The sequence below is a fragment of the Phascolarctobacterium succinatutens genome (assembly GCF_023497905.1).
GTDB lineage: Bacteria > Bacillota > Negativicutes > Acidaminococcales > Acidaminococcaceae > Phascolarctobacterium_A > Phascolarctobacterium_A succinatutens.
This window is the reverse complement of the sequence record NZ_CP097284.1, coordinates 286078-310908: the sequence shown is the minus strand read 5'-3', so window position 1 is coordinate 310908 and position 24831 is coordinate 286078. Positions and strand designations below refer to the sequence as shown.

Sequence of the window (24831 nt, the reverse complement as noted above, 5' to 3'; positions counted from 1 at the left end):
TCACACATTCTATCACAATTTTTCATCTGTGATGCAGTCGCTACCTTATGCGAATATCGTTTAACATTGTATTACTGTGTCACTTAAATTCAAACACCAACCAAACACCATGACCCTTTGGAAAGTGCCGTATTTACCGCATTTATCGGCATTTTTGCCGTATAGAAGTCTTTCTTTTCATAAGCAGCTAAAGGAAAAGCAGGCGTGCTAACGTTATAACACAAATAAACAAGATTTGCATCCCGTAGCCACTTAATGCTATTTTCAAATTTACGAGCCGTTCCCTTTTTCTCTACAACAGAGAACTGAAATTTTTTGTTTTCTTTAGCCAACTGCTTAGGAATAGAAAAATAGCAATTTTTTACCTTAGGCTTCTCTGTATTGCTGGCATATTTAGAAACGTCCTCCTGATAACTGGCAAGTATTTTCTCCTGTTCTTGCTGTACACAGCAACAAAATTCTGCATTGAAGTAATTAATATCGAACGCTTACGGTTGGAAAGCTTCTTCATAGCATCATCCGCTGCCTGCTTCTTGGCTTCCACAAGCCTGTGAGCTTCTTGCTCCATCGCAAAAGCTTTAGCATAACGCTTTTTTGTCCTGCTATCTATCTGCATTGATTTCTCAGCACCATAAAAGCTACTGCCTAAAGCTGCTGCCCCAAGTATAAGTCCGATCATATCATCTTACCCCCTTCATAATGTCAGCACTGCATCTTTATCATCAAAAAAATTGTTAAACTCTTCCAGCGACTGAAAAGCACATTTTTGCTTAAATACCGCCAGAATATCATTCAGTCCTTGGGTAATCGCTTTATCATCTACTGCGTAAACGCCCTGCATAACATGCTCAAAACCACCATCAAAAACCGCCGTCATATATGCATCTCTTGCTTTATTGTATTCATCAATCCGCTGCTTTTGCTGCGCCAGACTTTGCAATGCAGTATTAATAATATGCTTAAATTCCGCCTGCCGTTTTTTATCCAACCTGCGTTCCATCTGATATTTAGTGACCGCTCTGGTTATTTCTCCCACAACCAGGGAAGTAACCACTGCCGCTACCGGTCCGCCCAAGGCAAAAGCCATGTTCGCTGCCAATACACCTGCAGTGCCGCAAACAATTTGTGCAGAGCATTCTTCGCCGCTGATATTGCCATCTAAATAGTTCGCAACAATGCCACCTATTTCTACAGCCATCGTCAGCTGCATAATCGGCAAATTTTTACCTGCAAGTTTGGCAAAATCCTTCGCCCCGGCTTTTTTCGCTACTGCGACAACACCATCCTGCACTACCGAAATACCGGCAGCACTGCCAAAGCTCCTTACAGTATCCTTCCCGACATTTTTTACAGCCTGCTTAATGTCCTGTTCACCTTTCACCACGCCCACAAGATTGGTCAAGCTGGAAACTGTTGCAGTTACAAAGGCTGCTTCCCTGCCGGCAGCAGTTGCCTTCTTTACCGATGGCGCAACTGCATCCAGCTTAGAACTGATAACTTTGCTGTTTTTTATTTCATTAACCGTATTTTCTATTTTATACTTAGTCGCCTGTGTCCGTATATGCGCCTCTGCCTTCACTTCTTCTTTCAGCATATTAACGCTCGTCACAGCATCCGGGCAGTCAACAGCTTTTTTATTTGTCTTGAAGATTTTCTTGCCAAATAAGGTTTCTGATGCATCGTTAATCTTCGCAGCGCCTGCTTCAGTATATTTTTTTGCTATATACTCATGGTTATTTAACGCACCCTTGGACTTGTTCAGTGAAGCATTGGTATTAGCAAGGTTCGCATCATCATTAGCCATTGTTCTTATCTGCTCCGGCGTCAAATCAGAGCCATAACGCCTGATTTGCTCATCTAACGGAACAATGTGGTCAACGTTTGATTGTTTTTCATTAATATGCTTATTAGCATTATAAAAAATTTTATCGCCGGTATATTCGTCAATTACACTTTTTTTCTTACCAAATGACCTGTTTTTATAGCTGTCAGCCGCATTATTGCGTCTGTTAATGTCATCTACCTGACTACGCTTTATCTTATCACTCATATGCTGCCTCCAAAATTTATAAAGAAGTATCTTCTACTCCTTCCATTAGCTCACTCATCGTAATCCCTAGCTTCTCGGCAATCTATTCCTGTATCAAACTCTTCAATTGCCTGTAAGTAAAGCATCTTGGTGTCTGTTTATTATATCTCGGTGCAAATAATTAGCATTAGCTCCTTTTCCCACTATATTATAGCACATTCTTAATTTCATATTTTTGCACAATTTTTTCACAATTTTACATATAGTTTAATTTCTTGCGCTTTACCTATTAAGCTTAGCAAGGTGCTTACGTAATTTATATTTTCGCCATAATTGCGATAAGAAGTTATGGTGCGTTATTCTCCTAACCTCACGTCAAATCACCCATTTGCCACATAAGCATGAACACATTTAAAGTTCAACATATTAAATAAATTTTTCGCAGGACTGCAAAACGCAGCCCTGCCTGTTACCTTATAGCTGTAAATAATCAATCAATACTAAACCAGCGTTATAGCCGGCCAGCGAAGCAGTTGTCCTATCCATAGGATGCCACGAACCATCATCAGCCTGATATTGAACAAGATAGCCTTTACCAGTAAGCAGACCTACAATACATTGCTGTCGGCTTTGCTTCCCAGTGCTACCTATTACAATCATGTCATATTGCACAATTGTTTGACCATTATTGCGCGACAAAATTTTCGCACTGCGACAATCAACATAACGATGTGCTCCTTGTCGTTGAAATACTTCCGGTATATATTTATCGCCATTCAAAAACGCTTGCGGTTGAAATAAATTATACTTCGGTCCACTGCTATTCACACTGATATTTGCATTGTTATTGTTGTATGTAGTTGCTTTACCATTATTCTCTTCCTGCTGCATGTTTAAAATGCCTTGCACATTATATTTATAGGCACCTGTATTGATGAGCAGCTTGCCTTTACCATTATCTAATTCCAACTGAGTCCAGTGTAAATTAAAGTCCTTGTATTTACTCTCTAAGAAATATTGGCACTCTACTGTCAAAACTTGCTTAGAATTCAATTTGAAGCCTTTTAAATCATTACGATCGCCAAAAGTAATAACATTAAATTTTTTAGGCGTTAGCAAATCATTGCCAATTCTCAGGTTAACAGAAAGCTTATCAAGGTCTATTGTTTCATTTTTGCTCATATTAGTAAAAGCTATCGTTACACTATAAACCCAATCATCAATCTTGCGTCGTTCAAGCACGGCAAAGCCTAGCTTGGTATCGCCAATTTGTTGAACTCGATACGAAGCGTCACTGCAATCTAAATAAGCGGCTCCCTTATGAAATTCACCATCATTAGCCATGCCATACCAGTTTAAATCGTGCTGCAAAACAGCATTTTGGAATTCTACCTTTTCAAAGGCTTCCATTTCCATTGGTCCATTATCGCCAGAATATTGTTCCATATTAGAGCAGACTCTCTTAAGATAAACATTGTAAGCCTGCAGATAATCCTTCACGCTTTTAGCGTAATTAGCTATTTGGTAGCGTTTGATGGCTTTCTCCCCATCTTTTTTAGAAGGACCATTATCCTTGCTTTCCATCATTTTCTTGCTGAAATCCCTAACGCTCTCATTGGCCTTCGCTTCATCATATTTTTCATCACTCAGCTTGGTGATATTCTTTTCATTTTCTTCAATTAAACTCTTAATCTGCTTGAGCATTTTCTGTTTATCAATATTGCGATTTTCCAGCATGGCCTGAGCCTGCTCTGTTTCCATCTCAGCAACCTTCGTACTGTTGTTAAGATACATGGAATGTATTTTTTGCTCTTCGGACTTACCACAACCGGTAAGCACCACTGTTAAGATAAGCATTGCATAAAAAAACAGCTTTTTCACACTATGACCTCCCTATATAACTTTTCCAGTTAAATGTTTTATAAAAAAGTACTATTGCAAAGGATCTGCTCCGTAGCGATTCTCACCTACCGTACCAGGCGCAAACAGTAAATACAACTCAAAAAAGCCATTGAGAAGTGGCACAAAGGTTAATAATACTAATAAGCCATCTTTATCCAAATCGTGCAAGCGACGAACAGATATAGCACTATTTATCCAAACCAAAAGAGCAAAAGCTATTAAGCCTATGAAGCAAGCCAGATAATCAATTGCTTCCATATAGTAATCATCTACAAACTCGTCGATGATGCAGGCGATAATAAAAAACACCAAACAACTACTCATGCTCTTGAGGAAATAATCCAATCTATTGATGCGTCCCTCAAAGCTCAAAAATTGCTCTTTAAAAATCTCTTTATTCAAAGCAGGTTTACGTTCGGGATTATTACCAAAAAGTCTGCTGAAGATTTCTTTGAAATCCTTGGGATTATCATTGCTATGAGCTTTTCCCAACTGAAAACCACATTTTGTGCAAAATTTGACACCAATAGGATAAGTTGTACCGCACTTAGGGCAAATTACATTTGTCGGCTCAATCTTCGGTAACTGATCTGTCCCGCATACCGGACAAAACCTTCCCTGGTCGTCAATTTCGGCTCCACACTTAATACAATACTTTGACATAATATCTGCCTCCCTCTAATATTTTTTATTGCCGCTGCTTCTTAATTTCTCTCCTGCAGAAGCCGTACAGGATCAACCCCCAAGGCCTGGGCCAGCAAAAATATAGATTCCATATTAAACGGTCCCTTACCGCATTCTATATCCGAGACGCGCGCCCTTGACATTTTGGCTTTCTCCGCCAGCTCGCTCTGTGTCAGACTCAATGCCCTGCGATAATACATAATGTTTAAGCCAATAATTTTATATTTTTCTTCAAACAAACTACCACTCCTTATCTCTCCCCTCTATTATGCACTAAAAAAGTACCTCTTGCTGTGCTTTAAATTTTATATATGTGGAATATATTTGACACCAGCTACGCAGGCTTACTTGACCACCGCCTACATTTAGTATAAGATGAAGCAAGAAACAATAATACCATTATAAAATTTCTTTTTTGTGATATTATAATGACGAAAAAGCAGATGCCGACAAAACATCAGCATCTGCTAGCAACATAAGATTTTAGATTTTTGCGAGGTTATACCTATGACGACAATGCAACGCGCCTTTCCGGCGCCAGTGATTCCCAAATTTTTCACCAATAATGTCTGCGGCAATTATCAGCTTCGCCGCTTTTTTAACGGTCAGGACGACTTTATCTGCGCCCAAGGCCCCTTTCATACGCAAACTATCGCTTCACAAAGTGAGGAAGGTGCGGCAGCTTCTTCCCTGACTATAGCCTTCGCCAATATTGACGAAAACGATAAAAAGCAGGTGCTTGCCTTCTGCAATGCCTACGGCCTGCCCTATTCTTCGCAGCGCTGCCTTGAGAAACGTGCACACCTTGACGACGAAAATCACTCTATGCTCATCAACGATTTCAGCTTTATCGACGACACCCTGTATCTGGGAGATATACTTGCAGAAAAAGACTATGCTGCCAATGACGCCGAGGTTACCTTGAATTACACACTGTTCGAAGTAGACGAAATAGACATTATGAGCCTGCGTCTTTTTGCCCGCTGCGTCAAAATCGTCCGCAGCCTGCTTATTGTCCAAAGCTATCTCATCAGACATGAAGGGACGCAGGCAAGCGTTATCTATGCGCTTGCCTACCTGCTGCATTACAGCGCACGTGGCCTTCACTACCTGCTGCCGCGCATCAAAACACCTACGCTCAAGGCAGCAGAATACTTTGCTACGCACAAGCGAATTTCGCACACGCAGCTGCTCAAGAATATCCGTAAAACAGATGCAGACTACGCCTGCAGGCTGCAAAACTTTCTCACCATTGTAGACAAGCATATGCTGCACACGCTTGATGATTATGACAAGGACCTGCTGACGAAGAAACAGCTTACTGCTATAATTCTCGCTGAAGATATTCCAAGCATAAGCCTTGACCACACTTTTGCCAGAAGCGTCCTGCTCGACATCATCAACGATAATATCTATACCGCCAGACCGCAAATGGACCTGGCGCAAGAAAAATTTACCAGTCTTTGGCAATGCAGCTATCTTATGCAGGCAATTTATCTTGATTTGTATCAGCTGCTGCTCAATCCGGGCGAATACCATCGCTGCGCCAATCCTGAATGCAGCAATTATTTTCTCATCAGCGGACGCCGCGCAGACAAACGCTACTGCTCCAATCGCTGTGCTTCCAAAATGGGTAAGCAAGGCAAAACATATAGACCGCATAAAGAGAAATGAGAAACAAATTCAAGCAACAAAAAAGCTCTCAGATTTCTCTGAGAGCCGATTGCCATAGTTGGCGGAGCGGGTTGGGGTGGCAAACCCTGTGCGGGGTAAACCGCTGTAACATTTCGCAAGAAGCAAAATTTAAAAACAAAAAAGCTCTCGGATTTCTCCGAGAGCCGATTGCCATAGTTGGCGGAGTGGGTGGGATTCGAACCCACGCACGGGGTAAACCGTCTAACGATTTAGCAAACCGTCCTCTTCAGCCAGCTTGAGTACCACTCCATTAGACTACTTGTTTATTATAACAGATTCTTATCTAAATTGCAAGACCCTATTATAATTTTTTAATGGCGGAAAGGGTGGGATTCGAACCCACGGAAGGCTTGCACCTTCGCTAGTTTTCAAGACTAGAGCCTTCAACCACTCGGCCACCTTTCCATTAGAATTTTATTATACTTTAAAAACACGCTTACGTCAAGTACTTACAAAGCACCAAGCAATAAAGCCTTATTGCAACGCTTTATCCGTTACTGCAAGCAAACGTGTTTCCAACGCTTCGGCATCTGCCAAAAGCTTCTTCAGGTCTGCTGCAGCCTGCGCGTTCCACACCTCATCCTTGGTCAGTCCCAGGTTAATGCGCACGTTGTACTCCGCACAGCGCAGTGCCGCACGCGCCAGCAAACCGCTGCAGGCACCATCCGTAATCACGCCCGGGTTTCCTGCCACTACCAACCTGTCTGCCAGCTTCAGTACAGCAAAGGAGCTGCGGGCAATATTCAGCGGTACAGTCGCTGCCTGCTTTGCAGCGGCACGTATTGCCGCTGTACGCGCAGCCTTTTCTTCATCAGTAGTCTTAGGCAGCTTATAACAACTCATAAAGCTGTTGAATACAGCCGCATCCTCATCTACAAGCGTCAAAAGACGTACGCGTTCTGCTTCCGCCTGCTTCAGCAGCTCTTTGACCTCAGGTTCGCATTCGGCGAACTTTTCCTTGCCAATCGTCAGATTAGCAACCATAGAAGCAAGCGCCGCCGCCAAAGCTCCGGCCATTGCAGCGCCGCCGCCGCCACCGGGGGCGGGCGCAGCGCTTGCAAGCTCAGTTAAAAATTCGTTACAGCTTAAATCGCCAAGCTTATTCATTAATCCATTTCCTCATGTTTCTCTAACCATCTGCGCACCTGCACAACAGCAGCATATGCATCGAGCGGCTCCGGCGGCACCAAAAGACCTAGCGGCACCAGCTTACGCCAGCCCTTAGGAGGATTTTCCTGCCAATACAGGCTACGAGCTTCTTCCGTACTGTATGCTTCACCGACAAGCTCCGGTACCAAATCCGGATAAAGCTCACGCAAAACTGCGCCTATAGCCTTATTATTTGTGCCGTTGCCCATAATAATTCCCTGCAGCTTAGCTGAACCGACAAACTGTCGCAGCTCTGCAGCCAGATTATCCGTCATCGCAATATGCAGGCTCAGGATTTTGCCATCAGCGGCAACTAATGCCAATCCTGTTTTGCTGCGCCCCGGATCTACGCCAAGATAATTACTCATTGACCGGAACCACCTCCAGCCTTACCCTTACAGGTCCGGCTGTCGTAATATCGCCTTTAGCATAAGCACGCAGAATAAAGCTGCCTCTGGTGCGACGCATTGAATTAGCTGCTTCAATCATAGTAGCAGCATCCATACTGCCAACCTTACCCGTCATCGGATCAGGCAGCACACCGGCCTTTACCGCATTATGGTTAATCTGCGTCAAGAATTCCATAAGCACGCTTTCATAGCTCGGGCCGTTATTACCAAGATTATACTGCTCACTGAAAATCAAGGTTCCGTCAGGATAAATGAGCTGATTATCTACCATTTCAATATCGCATACTGCCAGCTCGCCAACTATGATATTAGCAACAGCGCGGATACGGAAAAGCATATTACCCTTGCTTTTATCCAGTCTTTCTACAGCATTATCGACAACGTTTTTACCAATCCAGATAGCCTGCAGAGGCTTTTGTTCATCGTGGATAACACCCAAGCGCTGCAATGCTGCTTCATTTGCATTTTGCAGCAGCCAGTTCATCTGAATTATATTTTCTTTATGCTTCAGACCGCCACGCATAACACCGGCAAAAACAACTTCACCGGCGCGGTAATAAACCTGGCCTTCACGCATATTGATGATACCCTTACGCAGAGCCTCGGTAGTTTTTTCCAGCTCGTCAATTTCATTCGTCAGCTGCAGCTTGGAATGTGTAAGCGAATTTACCTCATTCTGTGCCTGGCTGTACATGTCATTAACCTGGGCCAGCTTGATTTCCATTGCATCATTTTCGGCAACTGCTTCCTGGATTTTAGCATCAAGCTCACTGATTTTTTTGTTCTGCTCGTTAACCTTGCCTTTAGCCTGTTCAAGTGCAGCAGTTGTATCTGCCTTTTCTTGGTTTAAAAGCTTAAGCTCCTGCTGAATTTTTTCCATGCCGAACAAAGCTGTGCGCGCACTCTGTGATGCTATTGCCATAACACTGATAGTCAGAACAGCAATAATAGTACCGCCGAGTACCGTAAGTAATATGGACGTATGCTTTGGACGCAAGCCAAATACCGACATTCTTTTTTTGCCTATTTTACTGCCCATTTTATCGGCCAGATAGGCAATCAGGCCACCTACAATGGCCATAATGATAATTAATCTTATACCTACCAAGTACTCACCTCCATGACTTACTCATCCAAGTCTTTTAGGCATTTTTCTTTTTCATCAGATAAACGCCGACACCCAAGCAAAGAATGTTAGGCAATGCGCAGGCCAGCAGCGGCGGCATTGCACCACCCTTGCCCAAACCGGTGGTGAAGGTCATTATTGCATAATAAATAAATATTACGATGATACTGATGCCCAGACCGATAGAAGAGCTGGTACGCTGCTTCTGAGTGCCCAGACAAGCACCGATCATTGCAAAGAAGAAGCTTGCCAGCGGAATATTGATTCTCATAAAGATTTCGCACCACTGACGTGCTGCCGAGGTATGCTGTTCTTCCAGCATGCTGATATATTCGCGTAATTCGCGGATAGTCATTTCCTCAGGCTCCTTTTGCTCCCAGGAAATCTGCTTCGGCGAGAAATTCAAAGGAATAATCTGTTCCTTGAATTTGGCACTGCTTTGTACGCCGTCCTTATCGTCCAGCGCAAAAACATTACCGTCTACGATACGCCAGCTGCCGTTTTCCCAATAGCCTTCCTTGGCGGTCTGAATACGGGCAATTTTGCCTTTATTAAACTCTTCGATAGTGATATCGGTCATCTTGCCAAGCTTTTCATCAAACTTATTAGCATAGGTAACACGTTGGGTATCACCGCTGATAGTTTTGATGATAATATGATTCTGAGTTGTGGGGCGCGTATTGTGGCGGATTTCCTCATTCAGGATTATCGACGCCTTCGCTTTGGAGGTGGGCACTACCTTTTCTGCCCACACCATGGAAAACATGCTGACAAAGAAGCCAACAACCAGCACCGGCGCAACAATACGGTAGTAGCTGACACCGCCGGCCTTCATTGCCGTAATCTCACTGGAGCCGGAAAGCTTGCCAAAAGCCATCAGCGCTGCCAGCAGCATAGACATCGGGAAGGTATAGTTGATAACCTCCGGCAGATTATACATAAACAAACGGGCTACAGTCTCCAACGGAGCACCGTATTTAGTCATGTATTGCGTAATTTTAAACAGCATCGTGCTGGCAATAAAAATACTGGAGAAAGCAGCAATGCCGAAAACGAAGGGGTATAAAAGCTCCTTCAGTACATAACGGTCTAATAATCGTAAGCGCACTTTTCTTCCTCCTGTTACATGCTAAAGTTATCGCCAAGGTAATATTTACGGGCAACAGGGTCATTAGCGATTGTTTCGCTGTCGCCATGCAGTAAAATATGACCTTCGGCCAAAATATAGGCCTTATCAACAATGCTCAGTGTTTCACGGACGTTATGGTCTGTAATCAGCACACCTATGCCGCGTTGCGCCAGATGCGCAATCATGCCCTGGATATCCGCTACGGCAATAGGATCGATGCCGGCAAACGGTTCGTCCAGCAGAATGAAGGCCGGGTCTGTAGCCAGCGCACGGGCAATCTCTACGCGGCGGCGTTCGCCGCCGGAAAGCGCCTTGCCCTCGCTCTTGCGCACATGATTCAGACGGAACTCATCCAGCAGAGCGTTCATCTTCGCTTCTCGCTCGGATGCATTCAGATCAGTTGTTTCCAGAATCGCCATGATATTGTCTTCTACCGTCATTTTGCTGAAAATAGAAGCCTCCTGCGGCAGGTAGCCGATACCGGCACGCGCTCTTTCATACATGGGCATTGCGGAAATATCCTTGCCGTCGAGCATCACGGTACCAGCATCAGGCTTTTCAATACCGACAATCATATAGAAGGTTGTCGTCTTGCCGGCACCGTTAGGACCGAGCAGGCCTACTACGCTGCCCTGCTCTACGCTGATGCTTACTCCGTCAACAACGTGACGGGTATTATAAATTTTTACCAGATTATCTGTTGTTATAACCAAAACTTTGCCCTCCGCTTCTTAGGCTAAAGCTTTATCATCTGCGCCCTGTTTTTCTTTACCGGGCAGCGCAGGCTGCTTTTCCGGAATATAGATAATATCTACATTACCGTCGGCAATAGCCACGTTGGTATTGGTAAGGCGCAGTTTATCGCCGGCAACGCTGTTGCCGTTCTGAGTTGCTTTGGCATTGCCGATAAGCTCTACATAACCGCTGTTATCGGTTTTGTAGACTGCACTGTCAGCAGAAGCAGTCAGGCTGCGTGCATCACTGCGGATATCAACACCACCGTATGCATTGGCAACTCCCTGTGCCATATTATAATCAATCTTTGCCGCATTCAGCACACTGCCGTCGCTGTCGGTAAGACGTGCCCAGCCGCCGATTGTTTCGGCAAATTCGCGCGCCTTGTAATAATCAACTCTGTCAGAGCTCAGGCTTTTGCCGCCCTTGGTAATCATGGCACCGCCTACGGCAGACAAATCATTTTCATTATGCACTATAAACTCATTGCACACAATATGTGCATCATCACGGTCGGCAATAACATTGCCGGTTAAAACACCGCTCTTGCTTTTGCTGTTGAATTTGGCATAATCGGCAGTAGCTCTGCCGCCATCCTGCATCAGTACAACATTTCCTTTTGCTACAGCTTCACCGCTGCCCAGGTCATACTCCAGCTCATCAGCCTGAACGCTGAAATTGCCGGGAGCTGCAAAAGCAGTTGCTGTTATGCCTGCTGCCAGCATGGCTGCAGCCATTGTCAGCAGTAATCTATTTTTGTAAGCCATCTTATTCGCCGCCTTTCTCCACTTTAGCATTACCCTTAAGCTTAATATGCTTAAAAGCACTGGTAGTTACAGCACTATCCGCAGTTGCGGTATAGGCATCCTTATGCATTTTAAAATGTCCTGTTGCCGTAATAAGCTCTTTTTCCTGATTCCAGCTTATTTTATCGGCATAAAGCTCGCCGCCGGTATTCAGTACAGCCTTAATATTACCCTCCAGGAAAAAGTCATTGCTCTTCATGCCGGCACTGCCTTTATCGGCAGAAATATCGATAAAGCTTCCGTCCGCACGATAAACTTTGCCTTTGATGCCCTTCAGATAGGCTGTGTTTTTATCCTTATCGTTAACAACCTCTTCTACTGTAAACTCCCACAGCTTTTTGCCATCCTTTTCCCTTTTAACCATACTGTTTTTTAAGGAAGCATTAATCTGCGCTGTAACACCATCACCCGGTTTTACAGTTATAGGTTTATCGCCGCTCAGCATCAGCCAGGCAATAATTGCACCGGCAATTACAATGCCTGCCAATACTGACAGAATTACTTTCTTATTTTTCATCTGGCTGCTTTTCCTCCTCCTGTGGGGTGTATGGTGTATTCCAGCGATGCTGGAACCACAACCAGTTATCAGGATATTCCTTGATTATTTTTTCAACTTCCTGAGTCATTTTCAGGGTAACATTATAATCATCCAGCTTTTGGTCGCCGGTGAATTCATAATGGATAGGGTCGCGTACAATCGCTTTATGGCCATAGCCGTCAGGCTTACGTACTATAAAAATCGGCACAATAGGTGCTTTGAATTTACGGGAAAAATATGCCGGTCCGTTAGGCGTTGATGCCATCTTGCCCAAAAAAGGAACGAAGATGCCATCATAGCCGCCGTCCTGGTCAGCTATCAGACCCAGCATACGGCCCTTCTTCATAGCACGCGCACAGCCGAGGATTTCACTTGTACCACGCGAAAAAATTTCTTGGCCTACGCCCTTGCGCAGCTCATTCATAAAATCGCTGTAAACACGGTTAGGCTGCGGTTTTTCTACCGCACTCAGCGGGAAGCCGTTCAGCGCCAGTGCAGCGCCCAGCCATTCCCAGTTATCCATATGGCAGGCCAGCATGACAACACCATGCTTCTCCTTTAGTGCATCCCACAGAACCTCCGGACGGTCAAAGGTTACCAGACCGCGGATATTGTCCTTGTTCAACGCCGGCATGTACATAATTTCCATAAAGGTTATGCCCAGCTTCACAAACAGCGATTTGATTGTAGCCTCGGCCTGCTCCTGACTATAACCTAAACGCTCTCGGATAGTTTCCTCAGCACGCACACGCTGCTTTTTGGCAATTTTATGATAGAGGTGGCCCATACCCTTACCGATAACCACAACTGCCTTATAGGGCAGCCAGGAAATTACGGTACTCATTGTTTTTAATAAATAATAAAGCCACATTATTGTCTATCTCCTTGTCCAGCTTGCTCATATGAAGCAACAATTTTTTCCCATTTATCCTGAGCAGCTAAAATATACTCTATTGCTTCGCGGACAGCACCTCTGCCGCCAGGATTATCCAAACCGATATCAGCTGCATCATACACATCTTCTGCAGCATCATTGGGAGCAAATGTCAGACCACTCTCGGCAAAGGCCGGCAAATCATTGAGGTCATCGCCTACATAAGCAACCTCTTCTACCGACAGTCCGCGCAGCCTTCTCAAGGAACGCAGCGCTTCACGCTTATCCTTCGCGCCTTCGATAATGGTTGTTATGCCCAGTTCCTCGGCTCTGCGGTGGATAATCTCGCTTTTGCGTCCGGTAATAATTGCTACATCAAGACCATTGTGCAGGGCACAGCTGATGCCCATGCCATCCTTTGCGTTAAAGCCCTTAAAGCATTCTCCGTCTGCCGCAATATAGATAGTTCCGTCGGTCAGCACACCGTCAACATCCAATGCCAGCAGTCTGATTGCTTTAGCTGCTTCTATAAATTCGTCATCCTCATCCTGTGCATCATCTAACCAGCTTACCATTATACTACTCCTTGCCTTACAAGGTCGGTCATATGCAGCAGACCGATAACCTTATTATCTTTGTCAATAACAGGCAGCACGGTAATCGGTTTCGGCTTGTTGCTTTCCATAAGATGCAGAGCCTGTGCTGCCAGCTTGTCTTCGGTAATAGTTTTCGGAGCCTTTGTCATCAGCTCGCAAACAGGACGCTGCAGGAAATCAACACCCTTACTCAGACCGCGGCGGATATCGCCGTCGGTAAGCACACCCTGCATAACACCGTCCGCATCAACAACGGATACAGCACCCAGACCTTTGTCGGTAATAACAAACAAAGCATCCTGTACCTTGGTATCTGCCAGCACAGTCGGGTTCTCCTCGCCTTTATGCATAATGCTGCCTACGGTCAGAAGCAGCTTGCGTCCCAGGCTGCCGCCCGGATGGAAGATAGCAAACTGACTTGCTGTAAAGTTATGCTTTTTGAGCAGCGCCAAAGCCAGCGCATCGCCATACGCCAACGCTGCGGTCGTGCTGCTTGTCGGAGCAAGACCAAGCGGGCAGGCCTCCTTGCTGACACCTACATTAAGTACAACGTCGGCATTCTTGCCAAGTGTTGAATCAGGCTTGCCAACCATAGCGATAATCTTGGCACCGATGCGGCGCAAGGACGGCAGGATATTCAAAACCTCGCCTGTTTCACCGCTGTTGGAGAGAGCAATAACAACATCGCTTTCCGTAACCATGCCCAGGTCACCGTGAATACCCTCTGCAGGATGCAGATAAAAGGACGGTGTGCCGGTGCTGGCAAAGGTTGCAGCCATTTTGCGGCCGATCAGGCCGGATTTACCCATACCAGTAATAACGGTACGGCCCTGACAATCTAAAATCAATTTTACTGCCGCAGCAAAATTTTCATCTACACGCGGCACCAGCTCTAAAATTGCTTCTGCCTCCATGCGCAGAACATCCTGTGCATGCTTTAGCATTGCTTCCATGTTATCACCCTACCTTTAGCCACGTACAATCTTGTCGATTGCCAGCACGTCGGTCAATAATTTTTCCAGATTGTCCAGCTTAACCATATTCGGGCCGTCACTTAGTGCTTCTGCCGGATTATCATGCACCTCTAAGAACAGTGCATCAATGCCTACAGCCGCAGCAGCACGTGCCATATGCGGAACATACTGGCTCTGACCGCCGCTGGAGGTGCCTTGGCCGCCGGGAATCTGTACGCTGTGAGTAGCATCCATAACTACGGGATAACCAAGCTCACGCATAATGGCCAGACCGCGCATATCGGTTACCAGTGTGTTGTAGCCGAAGCTTGCACCACGCTCGGTCAGCATAATGTTATGATTGCCTGCTTCCTCAACCTTTTTGATAACATTTTTCATGTCCCAAGGTGCCAGGAACTGACCTTTTTTTACATTAATAGTCTTGCCGGTTTTGGCAGCTGCATAAACCAAATCGGTCTGACGGCACAGGAAAGCCGGGATTTGCAGAATATCTACAACCTCGGCAGCCTTTTCAGCCTGCCAGGGCTCGTGGATATCGGTTACAACAGGAACACCAAGATCTTTTTTAATCTGTGCCAGAAGCTTTAAGCCCTCTTCAATGCCGGGTCCGCGGAAGGAAGCATAAGAGGAACGGTTAGCCTTATCAAAGGAAGCCTTAAATACATAGGGAATGCCCAGCTTGTCGCAGATTGCTTTTGTACGCTGACCAATCATCAGGCTGCGCTCATAGCCTTCGAGCACGCAGGGACCGGCCATCAGCATCAGGGGATGGCCCTGACCTACTTCATAATTACCAACTTTAACGATTTGCATAAGTATCCTCCAGCTTATTTATTCATTTTAGCAAACAGCTCATTGACTGCTGCCAAATCCTCGGGAGTATCAACACCGATGCCCTGGAAATCGCTTTCCAGAACTTTAATCTTATAACCATTTTCCAGTGCACGCAGCTGCTCCAGGCTTTCCGCTCTTTCCAGCGGTGTCGGCTGCAGTGCTGCATATTTTAGCAGGAAGCTGCGGCGGTAAGCATAAATGCCTACATGCTTGTAAACCTTGTACCCCTCCGGCTTATTGCGCGGATACGGCATCAGGCTGCGGGAGAAGTACAGTGCATAGCCGTTAAGGTCGGTTACAACCTTTACGGCAGCAGGATTGTTGTAATCCTCCTCGTTCATAGCAACCTTCAATGTTGCCATCTGCAGCTCGCTGTCACCGGTAAAGCATTCAGCCAGGCGGTCAATAACCTCAGGCGGAATCATCGGCTCATCACCCTGTACGTTAACGATAACGTCAACATCGGGATAGTTCAAAGCTACCTCAGCCAGACGGTCGGTACCGCTCGGATGGTCGGGAGAGGTCATCATAGCTTTGCCGCCAAAGCCGTCTACAGCCTTTTTGACAAGCTCATTATCGGTAGCTACAACTACCTCGTCCGGCAGCTTAGCCTGACAGGCACGCTCATAAACGTGCTGAATCATCGGCTTACCTGCAATCAGGGAAAGCGGTTTGCCCGGAAGACGGGTAGAAGCATAACGTGCGGGAATTACGCATAAAACTTTCATTTTTTATCAAGCTCCTTTTTAATGGCATGATCAATATATTCTTTGAACTTATCCATGCCCTCGGTAATGCAGATATCCATATTCAGGATATACAAAGGAATTTCGCGGGCAGAATAAATAAATTCAGTCGGTATCTTAACAGCATCCTTCGCTGTAGTAACCATTGCTACAGCCTTTAGGCTGCTGGCACGCTCGTTGATGTACTGCATTTCCAGCATACCGTAATCGTGATGGTCTGGATAGCGTACAGCCTCCATGATATTCAAACCGATACTGGAGAGAGTCTGTTCGAAGGATGACGGGTTGCCGATTGCAGAAAAAACCATAACATCCTTGCCGCGCAGCTCTTCCAGATCCTTGATATTTTCGGAAATACCCTTGTACCAGTCGGCAATTTCCACAAAGTTTTTCGGATGGTGAATACTTTCTACTATCGGTGCCTTGTCATTATATTTGGCAATAGTATGACGCAGCTGAATGCGGCTCAGCTTGCTGCTCTGGTCGGTTTTGGTCAGCAGGAACAAATCGCCGCGGCTCAGGTTTTCGAGCGGCTCACGCAGAGTACCGCGCGGCAGCACACAGCCGTTGCCGAACATATTCAGCGTATCTACCAAGACGACATCCAGGTCGCGCTCCAGCTGCCAGTGCTGATAGCCATCGTCCATAATGATAACCTCGGCATTCAGCTTTTCAACGGCATAACGGCCGGTAACGGCACGGTTTTTGCCGATGATTACCGGAATACCCGGCAAAGTCTTAGCCATCAGGTAAGCTTCGTCACCTGCTTCATAGGCAGTCATGAAAATCTTATTGCCGTCGGAAACTACGCCCAGCTCCTTGCCCCAATGCGAACGGTAGCCGCGGTTCAGGATAACAACGCGATAGCCCATAGACTTGATAATTGCCGCCATCTTCTGGGCGGTAGGAGTTTTACCGGTGCCACCGACGGTAATATTACCGATAGAGATAACGCAGCAGTTCAGCTTTTCTCTGTGCAGCAGGCCGCAATTATACATAGACAGCTTGCAGCAAACGCCGAATTCGTATAAATAAGACATGCCACGCAGAACTGCCAGCAACAGCCAGCCGAAGAACGGAGTTTCCGGACCATAGGCAACCTGCATAACATATTGGATAATCGCATCACCGTGACGCAGGCGTCCGCCGCCTTCATCCGTCAGGTTACGCGTATTAATCGGATAGCTTTTGTATTCACGGGCAGGCACAGCAGTTAAATCAAGCAGTTCCTTGAGATAATGGATGCTGCGCACATCCGCTCCGCGGTTCTCTTTGATAACCTGCAGGGAAGCTGCACCCATCTGCGTGCGACGCTCGTCATTGCCCAGAATATCCAGCATTTCCTTCGTCAGTTCATCATTATTGTTAACCATCTTACAGGCCTTAACCTTGCTCAACAGTGCATAGGAATCCTTAAAGTTCTGCATGCTCGGGCCGACGAGAATCGGTTTGGCATGGGCAGCAGGCTCCAGTACGTTATGACCGCCGGTATTGCTGAAGGAACCGCCGACGAACACAACATCGCCGACAGCATAAATACGTCCCAGCTCACCGATGGTATCGATAATCAGCAAAGGATATTCCTTGCGCTCACCGCTTTTCTCCAGCATCTTGGAGCGGAAGCCTGTTTCATAGCCGTAATGGCTTGCCAGCTTGGCAATTTCATCTGCTCTGGCAGTTTTACGCGGTGCGATAATCAGACGTGCATGCGGATATTTTTTACGGATGCACTTGAAGGATTCAAACAGCACCTTTTCTTCGCCGGGATGCGTAGAGCCGGCAACGATAATAGGATAATCCTCTTTCAATCCCAGCTCAAAGCGGTATTTCGCCAAATCCTCCGGCGTAACCTCCGCATAGGTCTGGTCAAATTTTGTATTACCGGTAACAAAGATTTTGCTGCGGTCGGCACCGAGATGCGCAATATAATCGGCATCAATGCTGGACTGCATGCAAAAACGGGTTACAGTATTTAGCATATCATCCCAGATACCATAAAGATATTTGTAATTTTTTACGGATTTTTCGGAGATACGGCCATTTACCATCATTACAGGTATATGACGTTCGCGGATAGCGCGCAGGAAATTAGGCCACAGCTCTGTTTCTACCGGCATAAAGACACCGGGGTGAATACGCTTGACCAGAGATTCCGCAACAAACGGTAAATCCAGCGGGAAGTAGATAATAGCATCTGCTTCGGGAATAATCTGCTTGGCCATGTTATAACCGCCTACGGTAAAGGCAGATACCAATACCGGGCGCTCGGGCATTTCCTTGCGGATTTGTTTAACAAGCGGGCTGGTGGCAACAATTTCGCCTACGGATGCACCATGAATCCATACGCAGTCCTTGCCGGCAACCTTGGCAATATCCTCTTCATCTACACAACCGAGGCTCTGCTTAAAGCGCAAGGCGAAGCCTTTTTCTGTAAACAGGCGGTAAGTGTAATAGGGGACAATAAAAATTACCAGCACTATTAAAATAAGAATATTGTAGAGTATATACATTTACTAACCTCTTTTCGCCTTACTTGACTTCCTTGCTGCGATACTGAATCTTATACAGATGCGCGTACAGCCCGTCCATAGCCATCAGCTCATCATGGTTACCCTGCTCGATAAGCTGGCCATTTTCCAAAACCATAATCTTATCAGCATTTTTAATCGTCGAAAGACGATGCGCAATAACAAAGGACGTTCTGCCTACCATCAGGCGGTCCAGAGCCTCCTGTACCACGCGCTCGCTTTCCGTATCGAGTGCAGAGGTTGCCTCGTCGAGAATCAGAATCTGCGGGTTCTTCAATATTGCCCGGGCAATAGAAATGCGCTGACGCTGACCACCGGAAATATTCATACCGCGGTCACCCAGCATTGTTTCATAGCCGTTAGGCAATTGCATAATAAAGTCATGGGCATTCGCAGCCTTCGCTGCAGCCTCTACCTCTTCACGTGTCGCATCAAGACGTCCGTAAAGAATGTTATCATAAACAGAACCGTTGAACAGCACTGTTTCCTGCGGTACAATACCAACCTGCTCACGCAGGGAATCCAGCGTAACCTTACGGATATCCTGCCCATCAATCGTAATACTGCCGTTAGTCGCATCGTAGAAACGCGGCAACAGGCTGGCTACTGTAGACTTACCAGCACCGGAAGGACCGACAAAGGCAATCATTTCGCCGGGCTTAACCTCGAAGGAAACATGGCTGAGCACTTCTTCGTTTTCGTTATAAGCAAAGCTTACATCATTAAAGCGTACATCGCCTTTTACCTTCGGCAGAGCCTTGGCATCAGGTGCATTTTTTATAACCTCAGGCAAATCCAATACGTCGAAAACACGCTGCGCTGCAGCCAATGCCTTCTGAATATTGCCGATAACACGGCTTAAACGTTTAATCGGGTTAGAAATATTAACAGCATAGGTCAGGAAGGCTACCAGAGAGCCTGCGGTAATGCTGCCGTTGATAACGCTGTTGCCGCCGTACCAGAGAATAATGGAAACGCCGACAGCCGCAACAAATTCAATCGTCGGGGTGAGCGTTGAAGAAAGCTGCGCATACTTCATATTGGCGCGGAAGTTGTTCATGTTTTCCTTGTCGAAGCGCTCTACCTCATAGCCTTCGCGCACAAAGGATTTGATAACACGCGGAGAGGAAGCAACCTCCTGCAGTACAGAAGTAATGTCAGCAGCAGCCTCCTGAATACGGCTGCCGGATTTACGGATGCGCTTACCGAAGCTGTCAATGAAGAACAGTACAACCGGGAAGGTTGCAAAGGTTACGAGGAACAGCTTCCAGTCCAGATACAGCATCATAGCGATAGATACGATAAGAATAACGCTTTCGGTAAACATTTCCACAACGTTTTCTACCATCGCGGACTGCAACGCATTAACGTCGTTAGTAACATAACTCATAATGGTACCGGTTTTATGCTTGTCATAAAAGCTCATACTTAAACGCTGCAGCTTTTCAAAAACATCCCTGCGGATATCAATAATCACACGCTGACCGACATAGTTCATCAGATAGCTTTGTCCGTAATAGGAAACACCGCGGATAATAAAAACAACCACAATGCTGATTACAATATAGTTCAGCATGGATGTATCCTTATCTCGCAGAACCTGGTCTACCATATCCTTGATAACCCAAGGCAGATAAGCAGTACAGCCGGAGGCAATGCCGGTGCAGATAAGCGCTGCCAGCGCACGCATCCAATAGGCTTTTACATATTTCAATGCTCGAAGGTATAAATTCATTTTCTCTCCTCAGTTATTTTTAAGATTAATTGAGCAACGCGGTTTACCGCACCGGGTTCACCAAGTCTGTGCTTCATATATGCCAAATCGCTTTGCAGCTGTGCCTGACGCTCAGGCTGCAAAAGCTCTACTGCAGTTTTCGCTAATTTTTCCGGGGTGAAGTCCTCCTGCAGCAGCTCCGGCATAATCGTTTTGCCCGCAACAATATTCGGCAAGCCGATATTGGGGATATTGATTACCAAACGCGCGATAAAAGCATTCAGTGCGGAAGTACGGTAAACAATAACACTCGGCAGTCCGCACAAAGCAGCCTCCAGCGTTACCGTACCGCTGGTAGCCAGCGCCAAATCCGCTACACTGAACAAATCATAGTTATGGCCTTCGGTAATTTTTACCTCAATGCCATACGCCGCAATTTTTTCCTGCAGCATAGCAAGCGGAATTGTGTTAGCGCGCGGCATAACAAACTGCACATCAGGCAACTGCTGCTTTAAAAGCTTTGCACCTGCCAGCAGCGTCGGCAGCATTTTTTCAATTTCCATCAGACGGCTGCCGGGCATCAGCAATATCAGTTTTTTGCCGGGCTGCTTGCCGGCCCAGGCTTCAGCCTCAGCCTTGGTCATCGTAGGATGTACAATATCCAGCAGCGGATGACCTACAAACTCTACGGGAGCACCTGCTTCCTTGTACACATCGTATTCAAAAGGAAAGATGCAGGCAACCTTATCCACTATTTTCGCAACCTTTTTGGCACGGCCCTTGTTCCAGGCCCATGCCGACGGAGCAATATATGATACAACGGGAATTCCTTTATCGTGAGCCAGCTTAGCCAGCTTCATATTAAAACCGGGGTAATCGACAACTACCAGACAGTCCGGCTTGCGTTCGTCCATAATGCGCGCAAAATCACTGCGCAGACGGAATAAATCAGGCAGTTTGCGGATAACCTCCACAAAACCCATTACGCCGTGGTCCTTAATGTCCCACAGCACCTCGCCGCCGGACTTGCGCAGAGCGTCGCCGCCCATACCAAAAACCTCGGCCTTGCTATCAAGTTTTTTTATAGCAGCAGTCACAGCAGCTGCATGGATATCGCCAGAGGCTTCTCCGGCAGATATTAATATTTTCGCCATGATGTCTCCTTGCATTTACCTATATATATTCAGTATATATTATAACACAAAAAGCGGCTGACATAAGCTATCAGCCGCTAAGAAATACGAAATTTTTCCGATATTTATTTTACAAGAATGGTAATATTATGCTCATCTGCCAGCGCTATCACCTTTTCGCGCTCCGGAATGATAGTATTACCTGCTTCAATAACAGCTCCTGTAGCACCGGCGTGAATCATTGATTCAATCGTCGTCGTACCGAAACCGGGAATATCAAAGCGTTGGTCCTGCTTCGGCTTGGCAGCCTTGGCTACGATAACGCCGCCCTTGCCTAAAAAACCGCCGCGCAGAATGCAGGCATCAGTGCCTTCAATCGCTTCTACCGCCATAACGGCACGATTTTTTACAACAACGGTCTGACCGATATCCAATCCGCCGATGGCTTTGGCCATCTCAAAACCGAATTCCATATCCGCAAGCTCTGCCTCCGTAGGCTTACGCTTGGTCAGAACACCGGGCGGCGGCAGCAGCGGTTTAATCAATAAGGTCTGATCCATAACCTCAATGCCTTCGTCCTCCAGCTCCTTGACAATCGCATTCATGATAGTATCATCCTTGCGGTCCGGAATGGTGGCCAAAATTTTTATCGCCCGCAGATCAGGAACAATCCTGCCTGCTTTGTACAAAACTTCCTTTGTTACCTTGCCGATCATTGTGACCTTGGTAACCTTATTTTTTTTCAGCGTAGAAATAATCTTGCCGATTTTGCCGATGTTGATATCGTAATAAACATCAACACTGCCGGGCAGCTCCTCGTCAATACCGGGAACAACACCTACAGCGACAACATGGTAACCCAGCTCTTTCGCTGAGCGTGCTACCTCTACCGGCAGATGTCCGACACCTGAAAGTACGCCCAGCACCTCCATAGCCTTAGCCTCTGCGTGTACGGATGATGCCGCGTTCTACATTACGCAGGAAACGCATCAGATGTTCCATAGGCTCAGAGCTTGTCAGCTCCTGCTCCATAGTGCTGATTGCTTCCTGCAGCGGCAGACCGCTGCGATAAAGAATGCGGAAAGCCTTTTTCAGCTCGCTGCGTTCTTCAACCGGCATACCTGCACGAGAAAGACCTACGCTGTTCAGACCGGAAACAAAAGCGGGGTCACCGGCGCAGATCATGAACGGAGGAACATCCTGGGTTACACGTGCCATACCGCCGATCATTGCGTTACGGCCAATCTTGCAGGACTGGTGTACTGCAGACAAGCCGCCGATAACAGCACGGTCCTCAACGATAACGTGACCTGCAATTGTTGCAACGTTAGACATAATAACATTATTGCCCACGATGCAGTTATGTGCTACATGGGTGTAGGCCATCATCAGGATGTTATTGCCGATACGGGTTTCGTTGCCTTCACCGCATGCACGGTGAACAGTGCAGCATTCACGGAAGCTGCCGCCGTCACCGATAATGGTATAGCTTTTTTCACCTACAAATTTTAAATCCTGCGGTACTGCGCCAATAGAGCAGCCCGGGAAAAAGTGGCAATTCTTGCCGATTTTAGTATATGGATGGATAGTCACATGTGCGCCAATCACGCAGCCGTCGCCAATCTCCGTATCTTCGTCGATAACAGCATAAGGACCTACGCTTACGTCCTTGCCGATTTTAGCAGACGGATGAATGATTGCAGTTTCATGGATACCATTGGTTGGCATAATAACCGAACTCATTATTTTCACTCCCCAAACAAGATGTTAATCAAGCAATTAAATACAAATATAATACTATAATCACAGGCATCCACGATTTTTAACATTACAAAAACCACAGTTAAATGAATTTAGCATTAATTTTAGCTGTATTGCTCGCTTATACTATCAATTACAGCCTTTTTTATATTTTGCTGATTAATTTTCTTTCGGGTCCATAATAGCAAAGGTGCAGTCGCATTCGCAGGCAACCTTGCCGTCAACCTTACCCTCGCAATGAATGATACCCATGCTGCCGCGCATAATTTTAGTTACCTCAGCGGTGGTTACAACCTGGTCGCCGGGCACAACCTGCTTGCGGAAGCGTACATTGTCTATTTTAGCGAAAACAGCAATCTTGCCGCGGTTTTCTTCCGGATACAGCATAGCAACGCCGCCAACCTGAGCCATAGCCTCAATCAGCAGAACACCGGGCATAATCGGTTCATTAGGAAAATGACCTAAGAACTGCATTTCATTAGCGGTAATGTTTTTAATACCTACTGCGCGTTTCATAGGTTCAACTTCCAGAATGCGGTCAACCAAAAGCATCGGATAACGATGCGGCAGGATCTTTTTAATTTCGTTAATATCTAATACTGTCATTTATTACTCCCCCTTTGTTCTGTAAGCCTGAATTTGTTTAGCGATTTGCGAGTTAAACGCATGTCCGGTTTTTACGGCAATAACATGCGCTTTAATCGGTCCCAGCAGATACAAATCGCCAATGGCATCAAGAATCTTGTGTCTGATCAGTTCATCGTCAAAACGCGGAACCGAAAGAATTTTTTCATCATCAAAAACAACTACATTCTCTAACGAACCGCCAAGGCCCAGGCCCATCTTACGCAGCATTTCCAGCTCGGAAGTAAAAGCAACTGTTCTGGCAGCCATAATATCCTTTTTAAAGCTCTCCTTATCGAGCAGGATATCGAAATACTGGGTTCCCAGCATCGGATGACTGTTAATGGATGTAAAAGAAATTCTGTAGCCGTCATAAGGTAAAATAACGATATAACGGTCATTGTCATAAACGGAAAATGCTTTGTCAACGGCATATATATGACGCTCTGCCTCCTGCTGCATCGGTTCTGCTTTTTCAATCAGCTCGCAGAAAACCTTGGCACTGCCGTCGGTTACCGGCGGCTCCGGGGAAGACATTTCAATACGGATATTGTCAATCGCCATCATAGACAGCGCACCCATAAGATGCTCAACCGTAAAAACCTCAGCACCGTTTGCACTAAGTGTTGTTGCCTTTACCGTGGAGCTTACATTCTCCGGCAAAGCTTTTATTTCCGGTCTGCCCGGTAAATCGGTACGGACGAAGACAATACCTGTGTCAGCCTCAGCCGGCTTCAGTGTCATCAGCACATCCTTGCCGGAATGCAGACCAATGCCGGAATAGGATACCTCTTTAGCAATTGTATGCTGGTATTCCTTTTTTTGCTCGGTCATTTTGCTCCTC

Annotated in this window: 26 protein-coding genes and 2 tRNA genes; 1 reads left to right on the top strand and 27 read right to left on the bottom strand. The window is 46.2% G+C overall.

Annotation, left to right across the window (positions count from 1 at the left end; translation table 11 throughout):
• Positions 1 to 89: 89 nt before the first annotated feature.
• The 6 genes from M5E81_RS01530 to M5E81_RS01505 form a co-directional block, all read right to left on the bottom strand.
• Positions 90 to 425 carry a DUF4143 domain-containing protein gene (locus tag M5E81_RS01530; protein ID WP_419720852.1) on the bottom strand — a complete coding sequence of 112 codons (336 nt, stop codon included), beginning with the start codon at positions 423 to 425 and terminating at the stop codon, positions 90 to 92.
• The gene (locus tag M5E81_RS01525) at positions 362 to 679 is read right to left on the bottom strand and encodes a hypothetical protein (RefSeq protein WP_249747702.1); all 318 of its coding nucleotides are present in this window, start codon (positions 677 to 679) and stop codon (positions 362 to 364) included. The genes M5E81_RS01530 and M5E81_RS01525 overlap by 64 nt, the downstream gene beginning before the upstream one ends.
• A gap of 15 nt (positions 680 to 694) precedes the next feature.
• Positions 695 to 2050, bottom strand: coding sequence for a GmrSD restriction endonuclease domain-containing protein (locus tag M5E81_RS01520; RefSeq protein ID WP_249747701.1), 1356 nt, complete (start codon positions 2048 to 2050; stop codon positions 695 to 697).
• A 453-nt stretch (positions 2051 to 2503) separates the two neighbouring features.
• On the bottom strand, positions 2504 to 3910 hold the full coding sequence (locus M5E81_RS01515) for a hypothetical protein (RefSeq protein WP_249747700.1): 1407 nt from the start codon (positions 3908 to 3910) through the stop codon (positions 2504 to 2506).
• A 51-nt stretch (positions 3911 to 3961) separates the two neighbouring features.
• Positions 3962 to 4594 carry a zinc-ribbon domain-containing protein gene (locus tag M5E81_RS01510; protein WP_249747699.1) on the bottom strand — a complete coding sequence of 211 codons (633 nt, stop codon included), beginning with the start codon at positions 4592 to 4594 and terminating at the stop codon, positions 3962 to 3964.
• A gap of 41 nt (positions 4595 to 4635) precedes the next feature.
• Entirely contained in the window at positions 4636 to 4854 is a 219-nt protein-coding gene (locus M5E81_RS01505; protein WP_249747698.1) for a helix-turn-helix domain-containing protein, read from the bottom strand.
• A gap of 268 nt (positions 4855 to 5122) precedes the next feature.
• On the opposite strand from M5E81_RS01505, the gene M5E81_RS01500 reads away from it, so the two are divergent.
• Positions 5123 to 6289: a CGNR zinc finger domain-containing protein gene (locus M5E81_RS01500; protein WP_249747697.1), complete on the top strand. Its 1167-nt coding sequence runs from the start codon at positions 5123 to 5125 to the stop codon at positions 6287 to 6289.
• A 178-nt stretch (positions 6290 to 6467) separates the two neighbouring features.
• On the opposite strand, the gene M5E81_RS01495 is transcribed toward M5E81_RS01500, so the two are convergent.
• The 21 genes from M5E81_RS01495 to lpxC all read right to left on the bottom strand — a co-directional run bounded on the left by M5E81_RS01495 (position 6468) and on the right by lpxC (position 24821).
• Positions 6468 to 6559: transfer RNA gene (locus tag M5E81_RS01495), tRNA-Ser, on the bottom strand.
• A gap of 66 nt (positions 6560 to 6625) precedes the next feature.
• Positions 6626 to 6715, bottom strand: a tRNA-Ser gene (locus tag M5E81_RS01490).
• A 69-nt stretch (positions 6716 to 6784) separates the two neighbouring features.
• Complete coding sequence (locus M5E81_RS01485; protein ID WP_249747696.1) at positions 6785 to 7417, bottom strand: cyclodeaminase/cyclohydrolase family protein; 633 nt, start codon at positions 7415 to 7417, stop codon at positions 6785 to 6787.
• Positions 7417 to 7827 (bottom strand): RuvC family protein, encoded by a 411-nt coding sequence (locus M5E81_RS01480; protein WP_249747695.1) that lies wholly within the window; start codon positions 7825 to 7827, stop codon positions 7417 to 7419. The genes M5E81_RS01485 and M5E81_RS01480 overlap by 1 nt, the downstream gene beginning before the upstream one ends.
• Positions 7820 to 8977 (bottom strand): DUF3084 domain-containing protein, encoded by a 1158-nt coding sequence (locus tag M5E81_RS01475; RefSeq protein WP_249747694.1) that lies wholly within the window; start codon positions 8975 to 8977, stop codon positions 7820 to 7822. Before M5E81_RS01475 ends, M5E81_RS01480 begins: the two co-directional genes overlap by 8 nt.
• Positions 8978 to 9011: 34 nt before the next feature.
• A complete protein-coding gene (locus M5E81_RS01470) occupies positions 9012 to 10103 on the bottom strand; it encodes an LptF/LptG family permease (protein ID WP_009145000.1) in 1092 nt (363 codons plus the stop codon).
• A 14-nt stretch (positions 10104 to 10117) separates the two neighbouring features.
• Positions 10118 to 10837, bottom strand: coding sequence for an LPS export ABC transporter ATP-binding protein (lptB, locus tag M5E81_RS01465; RefSeq protein WP_210685018.1), 720 nt, complete (start codon positions 10835 to 10837; stop codon positions 10118 to 10120).
• Positions 10838 to 10855: 18 nt separating this feature from the next.
• On the bottom strand, positions 10856 to 11626 hold the full coding sequence (locus M5E81_RS01460; protein ID WP_050787092.1) for an LptA/OstA family protein: 771 nt from the start codon (positions 11624 to 11626) through the stop codon (positions 10856 to 10858).
• A gap of 1 nt (position 11627) precedes the next feature.
• Positions 11628 to 12182 carry an LPS export ABC transporter periplasmic protein LptC gene (gene lptC / locus M5E81_RS01455; protein ID WP_249747693.1) on the bottom strand — a complete coding sequence of 185 codons (555 nt, stop codon included), beginning with the start codon at positions 12180 to 12182 and terminating at the stop codon, positions 11628 to 11630.
• The gene (locus M5E81_RS01450; RefSeq protein ID WP_009144996.1) at positions 12172 to 13074 is read right to left on the bottom strand and encodes a lysophospholipid acyltransferase family protein; all 903 of its coding nucleotides are present in this window, start codon (positions 13072 to 13074) and stop codon (positions 12172 to 12174) included. Before M5E81_RS01450 ends, lptC begins: the two co-directional genes overlap by 11 nt.
• Positions 13074 to 13652: a KdsC family phosphatase gene (locus tag M5E81_RS01445; RefSeq protein ID WP_249747692.1), complete on the bottom strand. Its 579-nt coding sequence runs from the start codon at positions 13650 to 13652 to the stop codon at positions 13074 to 13076. Before M5E81_RS01445 ends, M5E81_RS01450 begins: the two co-directional genes overlap by 1 nt.
• Positions 13652 to 14626 (bottom strand): KpsF/GutQ family sugar-phosphate isomerase, encoded by a 975-nt coding sequence (locus tag M5E81_RS01440; RefSeq protein ID WP_009144994.1) that lies wholly within the window; start codon positions 14624 to 14626, stop codon positions 13652 to 13654. Before M5E81_RS01440 ends, M5E81_RS01445 begins: the two co-directional genes overlap by 1 nt.
• Before the next feature lie 15 nt (positions 14627 to 14641).
• Positions 14642 to 15460: a 3-deoxy-8-phosphooctulonate synthase gene (gene kdsA, locus M5E81_RS01435; protein WP_249747691.1), complete on the bottom strand. Its 819-nt coding sequence runs from the start codon at positions 15458 to 15460 to the stop codon at positions 14642 to 14644.
• Between the two features lie 14 nt (positions 15461 to 15474).
• Complete coding sequence (kdsB, locus tag M5E81_RS01430; protein ID WP_009144992.1) at positions 15475 to 16209, bottom strand: 3-deoxy-manno-octulosonate cytidylyltransferase; 735 nt, start codon at positions 16207 to 16209, stop codon at positions 15475 to 15477.
• On the bottom strand, positions 16206 to 18737 hold the full coding sequence (lpxK, locus tag M5E81_RS01425; protein WP_249747690.1) for a tetraacyldisaccharide 4'-kinase: 2532 nt from the start codon (positions 18735 to 18737) through the stop codon (positions 16206 to 16208). Before lpxK ends, kdsB begins: the two co-directional genes overlap by 4 nt.
• 19 nt (positions 18738 to 18756) lie before the next feature.
• On the bottom strand, positions 18757 to 20490 hold the full coding sequence (gene msbA, locus M5E81_RS01420; RefSeq protein WP_249747689.1) for a lipid A export permease/ATP-binding protein MsbA: 1734 nt from the start codon (positions 20488 to 20490) through the stop codon (positions 18757 to 18759).
• Entirely contained in the window at positions 20487 to 21623 is a 1137-nt protein-coding gene (gene lpxB, locus M5E81_RS01415; RefSeq protein ID WP_249747688.1) for a lipid-A-disaccharide synthase, read from the bottom strand. Before lpxB ends, msbA begins: the two co-directional genes overlap by 4 nt.
• Positions 21624 to 21727: 104 nt before the next feature.
• Positions 21728 to 22534 (bottom strand): LpxI family protein, encoded by an 807-nt coding sequence (locus M5E81_RS01410; protein ID WP_009144988.1) that lies wholly within the window; start codon positions 22532 to 22534, stop codon positions 21728 to 21730.
• A gap of 4 nt (positions 22535 to 22538) precedes the next feature.
• Positions 22539 to 23345 carry an acyl-ACP--UDP-N-acetylglucosamine O-acyltransferase gene (lpxA, locus tag M5E81_RS01405; protein WP_249747687.1) on the bottom strand — a complete coding sequence of 269 codons (807 nt, stop codon included), beginning with the start codon at positions 23343 to 23345 and terminating at the stop codon, positions 22539 to 22541.
• A 177-nt stretch (positions 23346 to 23522) separates the two neighbouring features.
• A complete protein-coding gene (fabZ, locus tag M5E81_RS01400; RefSeq protein WP_021720680.1) occupies positions 23523 to 23969 on the bottom strand; it encodes a 3-hydroxyacyl-ACP dehydratase FabZ in 447 nt (148 codons plus the stop codon).
• Between the two features lie 3 nt (positions 23970 to 23972).
• Positions 23973 to 24821 carry a UDP-3-O-acyl-N-acetylglucosamine deacetylase gene (gene lpxC / locus M5E81_RS01395; RefSeq protein WP_009144985.1) on the bottom strand — a complete coding sequence of 283 codons (849 nt, stop codon included), beginning with the start codon at positions 24819 to 24821 and terminating at the stop codon, positions 23973 to 23975.
• Positions 24822 to 24831: the final 10 nt, after the last annotated feature.

Coding starts and splice junctions, on each gene's coding strand:
- M5E81_RS01525 (WP_249747702.1), bottom strand. CDS start 679: ATGATCGGACTTATACTTGGGGCAGCAGCTTTAGGCAGTAGCTTTTAT.
- M5E81_RS01510 (WP_249747699.1), bottom strand. CDS start 4,594: ATGTCAAAGTATTGTATTAAGTGTGGAGCCGAAATTGACGACCAGGGA.
- M5E81_RS01500 (WP_249747697.1), top strand. CDS start 5,123: ATGACGACAATGCAACGCGCCTTTCCGGCGCCAGTGATTCCCAAATTT.
- lpxC (WP_009144985.1), bottom strand. CDS start 24,821: ATGACCGAGCAAAAAAAGGAATACCAGCATACAATTGCTAAAGAGGTA.
- kdsB (WP_009144992.1), bottom strand. CDS start 16,209: ATGAAAGTTTTATGCGTAATTCCCGCACGTTATGCTTCTACCCGTCTT.
- M5E81_RS01520 (WP_249747701.1), bottom strand. CDS start 2,050: ATGAGTGATAAGATAAAGCGTAGTCAGGTAGATGACATTAACAGACGC.
- M5E81_RS01445 (WP_249747692.1), bottom strand. CDS start 13,652: ATGGTAAGCTGGTTAGATGATGCACAGGATGAGGATGACGAATTTATA.
- lpxK (WP_249747690.1), bottom strand. CDS start 18,737: ATGTATATACTCTACAATATTCTTATTTTAATAGTGCTGGTAATTTTT.
- M5E81_RS01480 (WP_249747695.1), bottom strand. CDS start 7,827: ATGAGTAATTATCTTGGCGTAGATCCGGGGCGCAGCAAAACAGGATTG.
- M5E81_RS01485 (WP_249747696.1), bottom strand. CDS start 7,417: ATGAATAAGCTTGGCGATTTAAGCTGTAACGAATTTTTAACTGAGCTT.
- M5E81_RS01450 (WP_009144996.1), bottom strand. CDS start 13,074: ATGTGGCTTTATTATTTATTAAAAACAATGAGTACCGTAATTTCCTGG.
- fabZ (WP_021720680.1), bottom strand. CDS start 23,969: ATGACAGTATTAGATATTAACGAAATTAAAAAGATCCTGCCGCATCGT.
- msbA (WP_249747689.1), bottom strand. CDS start 20,490: ATGAATTTATACCTTCGAGCATTGAAATATGTAAAAGCCTATTGGATG.
- lpxA (WP_249747687.1), bottom strand. CDS start 23,345: ATGAGTTCGGTTATTATGCCAACCAATGGTATCCATGAAACTGCAATC.
- lpxB (WP_249747688.1), bottom strand. CDS start 21,623: ATGGCGAAAATATTAATATCTGCCGGAGAAGCCTCTGGCGATATCCAT.
- kdsA (WP_249747691.1), bottom strand. CDS start 15,460: ATGCAAATCGTTAAAGTTGGTAATTATGAAGTAGGTCAGGGCCATCCC.
- M5E81_RS01410 (WP_009144988.1), bottom strand. CDS start 22,534: ATGGAGGTGCTGGGCGTACTTTCAGGTGTCGGACATCTGCCGGTAGAG.
- M5E81_RS01460 (WP_050787092.1), bottom strand. CDS start 11,626: ATGGCTTACAAAAATAGATTACTGCTGACAATGGCTGCAGCCATGCTG.
- M5E81_RS01440 (WP_009144994.1), bottom strand. CDS start 14,626: ATGGAAGCAATGCTAAAGCATGCACAGGATGTTCTGCGCATGGAGGCA.
- lptC (WP_249747693.1), bottom strand. CDS start 12,182: ATGAAAAATAAGAAAGTAATTCTGTCAGTATTGGCAGGCATTGTAATT.